Annotated in this window: 5 protein-coding genes; 1 reads left to right on the top strand and 4 read right to left on the bottom strand. The window is 66.4% G+C overall.

What is annotated here, in order from left to right:
* Positions 1-163: 163 nt before the first annotated feature.
* The gene (locus AC56LV_RS20695) at positions 164-2,995 is read left to right on the top strand and encodes a TonB-dependent receptor domain-containing protein (RefSeq protein ID WP_499560336.1); all 2,832 of its coding nucleotides are present in this window, start codon (positions 164-166) and stop codon (positions 2,993-2,995) included.
* A gap of 79 nt (positions 2,996-3,074) precedes the next feature.
* On the opposite strand, the gene aroG is transcribed toward AC56LV_RS20695, so the two are convergent.
* The 4 genes from aroG to AC56LV_RS20675 all read right to left on the bottom strand — a co-directional run bounded on the left by aroG (position 3,075) and on the right by AC56LV_RS20675 (position 10,922).
* Complete coding sequence (gene aroG, locus AC56LV_RS20690; protein WP_258836360.1) at positions 3,075-4,133, bottom strand: 3-deoxy-7-phosphoheptulonate synthase AroG; 1,059 nt, start codon at positions 4,131-4,133, stop codon at positions 3,075-3,077.
* Positions 4,134-4,435: 302 nt separating this feature from the next.
* Positions 4,436-5,896, bottom strand: a complete 1,461-nt coding sequence (tldD, locus tag AC56LV_RS20685) for a metalloprotease TldD (RefSeq protein WP_499560334.1) — start codon at positions 5,894-5,896, stop codon at positions 4,436-4,438.
* A 90-nt stretch (positions 5,897-5,986) separates the two neighbouring features.
* Entirely contained in the window at positions 5,987-6,784 is a 798-nt protein-coding gene (locus AC56LV_RS20680; RefSeq protein WP_499560332.1) for a carbon-nitrogen hydrolase family protein, read from the bottom strand.
* A gap of 1 nt (position 6,785) precedes the next feature.
* A complete protein-coding gene (locus AC56LV_RS20675) occupies positions 6,786-10,922 on the bottom strand; it encodes a YhdP family protein (RefSeq protein WP_499560330.1) in 4,137 nt (1,378 codons plus the stop codon).
* Positions 10,923-11,019: the final 97 nt, after the last annotated feature.

Raw genomic sequence — 11,019 nt, 5'->3', positions numbered from 1 at the left:
TGTTTTTATTGCCAAGTAGTAAAAATTCGACACCGCTATTCGCGGTGGCAATCCAATGACATTACTGCAGGCGACATCCGCCCTGCAGGTCTTACCTGGGAAAATCGACATGATGGTTGAAACAGTGTTATCTCGATCGGTTCGACTGATCTGTGCAGGCGGCATGGTCGTCGCGTTCTCGGCGGCTCACGCCCAGGACACGGCGCCTGCCACAGGCGAACCTCAGCGCGTGGAAGTGACCGGTTCACGCATCGCCACGGCCAACCTGGAAAGCATCAGCCCGGTTACCGTCGTCAACGCCAAGGACATCAAGCTCGAAGGTGTGCGCTCGGTCGAGAGCCTGCTGAACAACCTGCCCCAGGTCTTCGCCGACCAGGGCGGCTCGGTCTCGAACGGCTCGACCGGCACCGCGACTGTCAACTTGCGTAACTTCGGCGCCGATCGCACCCTGGTGCTGGTCAATGGCCGCCGCCTGCCAGCAGGCAGCCCGCGCAATCCGGCCGCCGACCTGAACCAGATCCCGGTGGGCCTGGTCAAGCGCGTCGAAGTGCTGACCGGCGGCGCCGGCGCCATCTACGGCTCCGACGCCGTGGCCGGCGTCGTCAACTTCATAATGGACGACAACTTCCAGGGCGTCCAGATCGACAGCAACTACCAGTTCTACAACCACCAGCAAAACGGCGGGCCGGCAGCCGATGCCGCCACGCGCCGCAATTTCGCGCTGCCAGGTGACAAAAGCGCCGATGCCAAGGTCAAGGACATCAGCCTGACGATGGGTGGCAACTTCGCCGACGGCCGCGGCAATGCCGTGGTGTTCCTGGGCTACAAGAAGGAAGACCCGCTGCTGCAATCGGAGCGTGACTTCACGGCGTGCTCGCTGGGCGGCTCAACCACCGGCGACACGTTCAATTGCGGCGGCTCCGGCACCAGCTTCCCGGGTCGCTTCCTGGTCGGCACGCGCAGCTTCACCGTGGCCGATGCGAATGGCGGCGTGCGTCCGTATATCGGCGCGAACGATGCCTACAACTTCGGTCCGCTGAACTATTTCCGCCGTCCGTCGGAGCGTTACACGTTCAGTTCGTTCACGCACTACGACATCAACGACAAGACCCGCGTCTACGGCGAGGCCAGCTTCCACGATGACAGCACTGTCGCCCAGATCGCACCGTCCGGCCTGTTCGGCCTCGACGCTTCCGGCGCCAATGCGATCACCTTCGAAAACCCGCTGCTGTCGAATGCCTGGCGCCAGACGCTGGGCCTGAACGCGCCTGGCGATACGGCCGACCTGGTCATCTTCCGCCGCAACGTCGAAGGCGGTGGCCGCCGCGACGACCTGAACCACACGTCCTACCGCGGCGTGGTCGGCGTCAAGGGCGATGTCGGCAACTGGAAGTACGACGTCTTCGCCCAGGTTGGCAAGGTCCGCTACGCCGAAACCTACTTCAACGACTTCTCGGTGGCGCGCAGCGCGCGTGCCCTGGACGTCGTCCCCGGCGCCAACGGTGCACCGGTCTGCCGCAGCACCCTGAACGGCATCGATCCGAACTGCGTTCCGTACAATATCTGGAGCCTCGGCGGCATCACCAAGGAAGCACTGACCTACCTGCAGACCCCGGGCTTCCAGCGCGGCAGCACCTCGCAGACCGTGCAGGGCGTCAACCTGTCGACCGACCTGGGTGAATACGGTCTGAAGCTCCCGACCAGCACCGAAGGCATCGGCCTGGCGCTGGGCTGGGAACACCGCACCGAAAAGCTGACGCTGGACAACGATGCCGCCTTCGAATCGGGCGATCTGGCCGGCCAGGGCGGCCCGACCAAGAACGTGAGCGGCCAGTTCAGCGTGCGTGACTACTACGCCGAAACCCGTATCCCGATCCTGCAGAAGCAGCCGTTCGCCGACCAGCTCAACGTCACGGCCAGCTACCGCAAGTCGGATTACTCGACCGGCCAGAAGACCAGCTCGTATGGTGCGGGCATCGAATGGGCGCCGATCAAGGAAGCGAAGTTCCGCTTCAGCTATCAGCGCGCCGCGCGCGCCGCCAACGTGGTCGAACTGTACACGCCGGCCGGCCTGGCCCTGTACGACATGTCGTCCGACCCATGCGCGGGCGAGACCCCGACCGCCACCCTGGCCCAGTGCGCACGCACCGGCGTCACGGCTGCCCAGTACGGCAACATCGTCGATTCGCCGGCCCAGCAGTACAACCAGATCACCGGCGGCAATACGAAACTGGCGCCGGAGGAATCCGACTCGTACACGCTGGGCCTGGTGCTGACCCCGACGCGCAACACGTCGGTCACCATCGACGCTTTCGACATGAAGGTCAAGGGCATCATCGGCGGCCTGCCGGCAACGACCAGCCTCGATAGCTGCCTGGCAACGGGCGACCCGACGTTCTGCTCGCTGATCACGCGTGACCGTCTGGGCACCCTGTGGGCGCTGGAAACCGCGCAGATCGTCGCCACCAACCAGAACCTGGGCATGTCGTCGACCAAGGGTATCGACCTGGGCGCGAACTGGAACGCCAAGCTGGGCGACTGGGGCAGCCTGAACCTGTCGCTGATGGGCACCTACCTGAAGGAGTTCAAGGAACAGGACTTGCCAGGCGGCGAGACGCGTGACTGCGCCGGCCTGCACGGTCCTACCTGCGGCGTGCCGCTGCCAAAATGGCGTCACAAGGTGCGCGCTGTCTGGGGCACCCCGTGGAATGGCGTGGAACTGGGCGCGACCTGGCGCTACGTGCGCGGTGTGGACCTCGACACCGAATCGGAACCAGCGGATGCAAGCCTTGGCGCACGCAACTACCTGGATCTGGTCAGCAGCTGGCAGATCAACCGTAACTTCACCCTGCGCGCAGGCGTGAACAACGCGCTGGACAAGGACCCACCGCTGTCGGGCGTGGTCGCTGCGGTCTTCGGCAACGGCAATACCTACCCACAGGTGTATGACGCGATGGGCCGTCATATCTTCCTGAACCTGACCGCCAAGTTCTGATCGCAGTAAGTTAGAACGAAAGGGGCGCACCTCGGTGCGCCCCTTTGTCGTTGCCGCGGCGCATCGCGCGCCGTCTGGTTTATTCCTGGCGCAAACGGCGCTGGCGCACCGCCGCTGCCAGACCATCGAGCACCTGCAGGCTGCTGTCCCAGTCGATGCAGCCATCCGTCACCGACTGGCCATAGGTCAATTCCTTGCCTGGCACCAGATCCTGACGCCCACCCACCAGGTTCGATTCGATCATCACGCCCACGATGCGATCGTCGCCGGCCGCGATCTGGGTGGCGATGTCGGCGCACACGGGCACCTGGTTCTCGGGTTTTTTCGAGCTGTTGGCATGCGACGCGTCGATCATCAGGCGGCTGGCCAGGCCCAGTGCCGCGATCTGGCGGCAGGCTTCGTCGACGCTGGCGGCGTCGTAGTTCGGCGCCTTGCCGCCACGCAGGATGATGTGGCAATCCTCGTTGCCCGAGGTCGACACGATGGCCGAGTGGCCGCCCTTGGTCACCGATAAGAAGTGGTGCGGCTGCGACGCAGCCTTGATGGCCTCGGTCGCGATCTTGATATTGCCATCGGTGCCGTTCTTGAAACCGACGGGGCACGACAGGCCGGACGCCAGCTCGCGGTGCACCTGCGACTCGGTCGTGCGCGCGCCGATGGCGCCCCAGCTGATCAGGTCAGCGATGTACTGCGGGCTGATCACGTCGAGAAATTCGGTGCCGGCCGGCAGCCCCATCTCGTTGATGTCGCGCAGCAGCTCGCGCGCCATGCGCAGGCCGTCGTTGATGCGGAAGCTGTTGTCCATGTACGGGTCGTTGATCAGGCCTTTCCAGCCCACCGTCGTGCGGGGCTTTTCAAAATAGACCCGCATCACGATCTCGAGTTCACCGGCAAAGCGGCGGCGCTGTTCCACCAGGCGACGCGCGTACTCGATCGCGGCCTTCGGGTCGTGGATCGAGCATGGCCCGATCACCACCATCAGGCGGTCGTCCTGGCCGTGCAGGATGCGGTGCAGGTCGACGCGCGCGCCGGCCGCGGTCTGCTCGGCCGCCGGGGTGACGGGGTACTCGCGGATCAGGTGCGAGGGTGGCGTCAGTTCCTTCATTTCACGGATGCGTAGGTCGTCGGTGCGGGGCATGCTGGACTCTCTTTCGTACTCGGTTGAGTTGGTTTTATACCGTCTGAAAATAAAAAAACCGCCATTGCTGGCGGTTTGTCTGGATGCTGCCGGGACTTTTACTGCGCGTACCCGCTGCTGTTCCACCGCCTGAGGCTGGAATGGCTAAAGTAAAAAAAGCGGGTAAAGAAAGCGTGGCGCATGATGTCGTCCGTGTTTGGTCAATTGACTATAGCAACAACCCGCAAAACTTGGCAAGCCCTTTATCGGTCGATGACGGCTTGTACAGACAGCTTGTTACCGCATACCACAGCACTACAGGCTCAAGCCGTGCCGCCAACGGTCACGCCATCGATGCGCAGGGTCGGCTGCCCCACGCCCACCGGCACGCTCTGGCCTTCCTTGCCGCACACGCCCACGCCCGAATCCAGGCGCATGTCGTTGCCGATCATCGAGATGCGGTTCATGACTTCGGGGCCATTGCCGATCAGCGTGGCGCCCTTCACCGGATAGGTGACCTTGCCGTCTTCGATCATGTAGGCCTCGCTGGCCGAAAACACGAACTTGCCGTTCGTGATATCGACCTGGCCACCGCCGAAGTTCACCGCATACAGACCATTCTTGACCGAGGCCAGGATTTCCTGCGGGTCCTTGTCGCCGGCGAGCATATAGGTATTGGTCATGCGTGGCATCGGCAGGTGCGCGAACGATTCGCGGCGCGCGTTGCCGGTGACCGGCATCTTCATCAGGCGCGCGTTCATCGTGTCCTGGATGTAGCCTTTCAGGATGCCGTCCTCGATCAGCGTCGTGCACTGGGTCGGATTGCCTTCGTCGTCGACATTGAGCGAGCCGCGGCGGTCCTGCAGCGTGCCGTCGTCGACGATGGTGACGCCCTTGGCGGCCACGCGCTGGCCGATCATGCCGGCATACGACGACGAGCCCTTGCGGTTGAAGTCGCCCTCAAGGCCATGGCCGACGGCTTCATGCAGCAGCACGCCGGGCCAGCCCGGGCCCAGCACGATCGTCATCGGGCCGGCCGGGGCCGGCCGTGCTTCCAGGTTGACGCAGGCCGCCTTGACGGCATCGGTCGCATAGCGATCAAGCACCTCGTCAGTGAAGTAACCATAGTCGAAGCGCCCGCCGCCGCCGGACGAACCGACTTCGCGCCGCCCGTTCTGCTCGGCGATGACGGTGACCGACACGCGCACCAGCGGCCGGATATCGGCCGCCAGCACGCCGTCGCTGCGCAGCACCAGCACGACATCGTATTCGCCGGCCAGGCCCGCCATCACCTGCACCACGCGCGGGTCTTTCGCGCGCGCCATCTTTTCGACGCGCTCGAGCAGCGTCACCTTGGCCGTCGCATCGAGCGAGGCCAGGGGATCGTTGGGCAGGTACAGCGAGCGCCCGCCGCTGTGCCGGGTGCTGCGCGCGATCTTGATGCGCCCGGCGCCCTGGCGCCCGATCGTGCGCGTGGCGGCAGCAGCGTCCAGCAGCGCCTGTTCGGAAATCTCGTCGGAATAGGCGAACGCCGTCTTTTCACCCGACACGGCGCGCACGCCAACGCCCTGGTCGATCGAAAAACTGCCGCTCTTGACGATGCCTTCTTCGAGGCTCCAGCCTTCGCTCTTGGTGAACTGGAAGTAAAGGTCGGCGTAGTCGACCTTGTGCGTGAACATCGTCCCCAGCGCGCGCAGCAGCTTGTCTTCGTCCAGGCCAAATGGCGTCAGGAGGACGTCGCGGGCAACAGCGATGGAGGACAGGTTCGGTTCGAATGGCGTCATTGTGGATCGATTCATGCGGTCGGTTGGAACGGGCATTGTGCCATATCCCGTTTATTCGCATCGCTGCGCCCGGTACAGGCGACGCCGTTTTTACATCTTCCGGTGCCGCAGCGCCGGCAGGCTGTCGCGCACCCCGAGCAGGAACACGGGATCGAGCTCGCCCGCAATCACGCCCTCGCCTTCCGGCAGCACCGCCTTGACCTCGCCCCACGGGTCGACCAGCATGCTGTGGCCCCAGGTGCGGCGGCCATTGACGTGCATGCCGCCCTGGGCCGCCGCCAGCACATAGCACTGGTTCTCGATGGCGCGCGCCCGCAGCAGCACTTCCCAGTGCGCGCGGCCGGTGGTGTAGGTAAACGCGGCCGGCACGATGATCAGTGCGCACTCGCCCATCGCGCGGTACAGCTCGGGAAAGCGCAGGTCGTAGCACACCGACAGCCCGACGCGCCCGAACGGCGCATCGAACACGCCGACCGTATCGCCCGGCACGATGGTGCGCGCCTCGTCGTACGATTCGGTGCCCTTGTTGAAGCCGAACAGGTGGATCTTGTCGTAGCGGCTCATCGACACGCCCTGCGGGTCATATACGAGCGTGGTATTGAGCACCTTGCCGGCGCTCGGCGAGACGATCGGCAGCGTGCCGCCCACCAGCCAGATGCCGTGCTCGCGCGCCAGCCCGGCCATGCATTCCTGGATCGGCCCGGCGCCCGGGTCTTCGGCCAGCGCCACCTTGTCGACGTCGGTCATGCCCATGATCGGCCAGTACTCGGGCAAGGCCACGAGCGTGGCGCCCTTGCCGGCGGCCTCGGCCACGAGGCGGCGCACGGTGACCAGGTTGTCTTCAAGGTGGGGAGTGGAAACCATCTGGATCGCGGCTACGGTCGTCATGTCATTCCTTGCTGGCGGTGGGGGTGGCAGAGGTGCTGGCAGGTGCGCCTTGCGGTGCACTTTCAGGTCCGTTGGGGATTTTGGTAATGGTCGGCGATTTCCACGGCCCTGTCACCTGCATCTGGTAAGTCAGCGCCTTCATCACCGGTGCGCGCAGGAACAGCTGGGCCAGATAGCCGCCCAGGCCCAGCACCGGATTGACGGCCAGACCGTATACGAGCGGACCAGTGCCCAGATTGAATTCCGGGATCACGACCACGCGCAGATTGGTCGACTCGTTGGCGATATCGGCCGTGCCGTTCATGAGCACCGTGGCCGCCACGCCATGCATCCTGAGGTTGTCGGTGCGCGCCACGCCGCGCGTGATCAGTGCGTTGGCGGTGATGCCGTCGAATGCCAGGCCATCGGAAAACACATCATGGAAGTCGAGCTTGAGCAGGCGCGGCAGGGCTTGCAGGCTCAGCACGCCCAGCAACTTGGCCGCGCCCGGGTCCTGCTTGAGGAACTGGCCCGACTCCACATTCATCTCGATCTGGCCCGACAGGCTCGGGATGTCCATCGCATACGGCAGGCCGGCCCACGAAATGTCGCCGCGCAGGTAGCCGTTGCCGCGCCCGATCGTGTCCGGGAAGCCCACGCGGTCGAGCAGGCGCCCCGCATTGTCCATGTCGAGCGAGAAGTTCAGGCTGGTATTGCTCTTGCCATCCTTGGTCAGCCAGCGGCCCGACCCGCTCAGCTTGCCATCCGGATTGCTCAGCGCAAGCCGGTCGATGCGCCACTCGCGTCCGGCCAGTGCGCGCACATTGCTGGCGTTCAGTTCCAGGCGCCCCAGGTTCTTGTTGAACAGCTCGAAGCGCTCGGCCACGATGTCGAGCGACGGGATGCTGGCCGTGCCCTTGTTCGATTCGAGCAGGTCCTTGACTTCGGCCTCGGCCGATTCGGGAATCACGAGCGACGCCAGGCGCGCCGTGACTTTGCCCAGGCCGCTGGGCGTCTCGGCCCAGGTCAGGTAGCCGCTGGCCTGGCGCGAATGCAGGTTGGCGCGCCACGTGTCGCCCACGTGCGTGGCGCCGATGACCACGTCGGCCACGCGCCGCTCGCCGACCGTCAGTTCGCTGACGCGGCCGGCCACCACGGCCGGCAGCACGTACTGGGTGACATCGGCGCCGCTGGCGGGGGCTGCATCCGCTGCCGGGGCAGCCGGGTTGACGTCCATGCCGGCAATGGCGCGGCCCGCCGCCAGCCAGTGGTCGACGTTCAGTGCCTTCATGTCCAGATGCACCATCAGGCCCTGGTCCGGGCGCGGCGCCGGCACGTTCACGCCAATGCCGCCATGGGTCACGCGCCAGGCGCCCTTGCCCTGCTTTTCGCGTTCGTAACGCGCGGCCAGGCTCTGCCCCACGCCGACGCGGATGACGTCGCGCGCCAGGCCCTCGACGGTCGGCTCGCCTTCGAGCACGAAGTGCAGCGGCAGGCTGGCGTCCTGCAGCTTGTTCAGCGGCGCCGGCAGTTCGATCCCCAGCCCGGCCAGCGCCGAATCGATCGTGATCGTGCGATGCCCGGCCTTGACGACGATCTCGCCCCGATACGGCGTGCTGCCCGACAGGCGTTCGGCCAGGCGCCCCAGCGCGGGCACCGGCGCCGTGCGGCGCATGCCCTCGGCCGACAGCGTGCCGGCCAGCGTCACGCGTGTGCTCCCCTCAGGCGTCGTGCCGCCACCCACTACCAGCGGCGCGCCCAGGAAATCGGCGCCCACGCCTTCCAGGCCAAAGCCGTGGTCGTGGAACGCGATCCGGCCCTGGGCATTCTGCAGCGCCGGCAGTTCGGGGAACAGCACCACGTCGTTGCCCTGCAACTGCAGACTGCCCTGCACTTTCGCTTCGTTCATGTGCGCCAGCGGCAGGCGCAGCTTCAGGTCGAGCTTGGCGTTGCCGGTGCCCTGCGTGTCTTCGGTGAAGTGGCCGATCCAGCCCAGCACGGGCGTGGCGGCCACGTAGCGCAAGAATTCCTGCAGCGGCCCGGCACCGGCGCCGTCGATCTCCAGCATCATCTTGTCATGCGCGCCCAGGTCGGGGATCACAGCCTTGACGTTCGACAGCGCCACGCCCAGCGTGCGCAGGGTCTTGCCGTTGATTTCCATGCGCGCGCGGTCGAACACGATGCGCCCGTCGATCGCTTCGGCCAGCGGCCACAGCGGCGTGCCGTCCGGATGGCGGTGGCCAGGCGCGTATTCGAGCCGCGCGCCTGCCAGGCGGCCGGCGACGCGGAATTCGCCGGTGTCGGCAGTCTTGAACGGAAACTGCGCGAGGTCGCCGCGCAGGCGCAGCGTGGTGTCGTGCAACTGGCCGCCCTGCAGCGCGCCGACCAGCCAGTCGTGCAGGCCGTGTGGCGTGGCCAGCGGCAGGAAGGCGCCGATCCTGTTGATCGGGAAACCGTCGAGGCTGCCGGTGAAGTCGGCCGTCCCTGGCCCGTGACCGGGCGTGAGCGGCATGGTGTGGCGGCCCGAGACCGAGCCCTTGAACGCGCCCTGCGCAAAGTCCAGGTCGTCGATATCGACCTGCAACTGCCGGCCCGCGTCAAACTGCCAGCGCGCATCCAGCACCAGGCGGTCGAATGGCATGCGCGGTTCGGCGAACCAGGCCGGCATGCTCAAGGCAAATTGCTGCGAGTCGAGCTTGACGCTGCCGGCGCGCTCGTTGGCGTCGATGCGCCCGCTCAGGTTCTCGAAGCCGGGCGTGGCGGCCCGCCCCGGACGCGCGGCCTGGGCTTTCAGTGCCAGCCCGGCGACGTCGCCGCGGATCCGCCAGCCCGTCACGCCGGGATAGCGCCCATCCCATTCGACGCGGACATCCTGCAACACCCCGCGCGGTGCGTAATCGGCCAGCAGGCCGCGCTGCACCGGCGAGATCGGCAGGTACTGGGCCAGCGCCGCCAGCGCGCCGATATCGAGGCCTTGCGCGCGCAGCGTGCCTTGCTCGGGCTTGCCGTTCGCGGCGGGGCGCCAGGTCTGTTCGAGCGTGGCGGGCGGCAAGGCGCGGCCATCGCGCGCGACCACCGTGAAACCGTCGAGCCGCATCGCGTGGCCATTGGCACCGAAGGTGGGCTTGCCATCGCCTTTGCCAGTCAACAGCGTTTCGCGGGCGCTCAGACGCCCCGACACGCGCGCCAGTTGCAGCGGCGCGATGTCCGGGCCCAGGCGCGCATTCACGCCGGCCAGCGCCAGGTCGGCGGTAAAACCGGCCAGGCGGGCCTGGTCGACGTTGATCCAGGTGCGCAGCGAACCACGGCCCCGTTCCAGCTGGATCGGATAATCGACGAAGCGCTTCCACGCGCCCAGGTCGACGTCGCGCAGGTCGGCGTACAGCTCGCCCTTCCAGCGCGTGACGTCGGACGGCTGCTGGCCGAAGCGGTGCCGGAAGCGCGCGCGGATGTCGACCGGACCGCCCAGCCGCGCCGGCGGCGTGGCCGTCAGCGCCAGGTGGTGCGCGCCCCAGCGGTTGAGCAGCGCCAGCGTAACGCCCTGCAGTGCCAGCGGCGGCGTGCCGCGCAATTCGTCGACCCAGTCGACGCGGCCATTGCGGATGACAATTTCGCGCTGGCGCAGCAGCCAGTCGGCGCCGGCGCCATCGCCCTGCTGCTGCTCGAGCCGCACGCCGGCCACGACCAGCACGCCGTCGCGGCCGCGCCGCACGGCCAGGCGCGGGCCGATGATTTCAAGCGATGCAAAACGGGGTTCGAGCGCGGCGATGCTCCACCAGCCAACCGTGGCGTTGACTTGCGGCAAGGCCAGCACTTGCCGGCCCCGGCGGTCGTGCAGGCGCACGTCGCGCAGCGACAACGCCGGGCGCATGCCATGCCAGGACGCGGCCAGCTGCGAGATCGTGACGCGGCTGCCGAGCGCATTGCCGGCCACGCGCTCGATGTCGCTCTTGTACAGGTCGATGTTGGGAAGAATGGCGTAGCGCAGCACCAGAAACAGCACGGCCAGCGCGAAATACACGACCAGCAGCAGCTTGACGGTGAAGCCCAGCACGTGGTGCGAGGCCAGGTTCGCGAAGCGATAGCACGCGCGCAGCCGGCGCCAGCGTACGGCCAGCGGCCGGGACGCGGACGTCGCCTGCGGATCCGGGTTGTGCATCAAGGTGCTAATAACAAAGGCTCGCCGAAAAATGTACAGCTCAAAAAAACAGGTCGCTTGCGTGCGTTGCGGCGTCTACCTTACCATCGGTGCTGAC

It is taken from the genome of Telluria sp. RB2R28 (assembly GCF_059685835.1).
This window is presented reverse-complemented; position numbering and strand designations above follow the sequence as displayed.

What these genes read in the sequence shown, in the direction of transcription:
- AC56LV_RS20695 (WP_499560336.1), top strand. Translation starts at nt 164, where the DNA reads ATGGTCGTCGCGTTCTCGGCGGCTCACGCCCAGGACACGGCGCCTGCC.
- AC56LV_RS20675 (WP_499560330.1), bottom strand. Translation starts at nt 10,922, where the DNA reads ATGCACAACCCGGATCCGCAGGCGACGTCCGCGTCCCGGCCGCTGGCC.
- aroG (WP_258836360.1), bottom strand. Translation starts at nt 4,133, where the DNA reads ATGCCCCGCACCGACGACCTACGCATCCGTGAAATGAAGGAACTGACG.
- tldD (WP_499560334.1), bottom strand. Translation starts at nt 5,896, where the DNA reads ATGACGCCATTCGAACCGAACCTGTCCTCCATCGCTGTTGCCCGCGAC.
- AC56LV_RS20680 (WP_499560332.1), bottom strand. Translation starts at nt 6,784, where the DNA reads ATGACGACCGTAGCCGCGATCCAGATGGTTTCCACTCCCCACCTTGAA.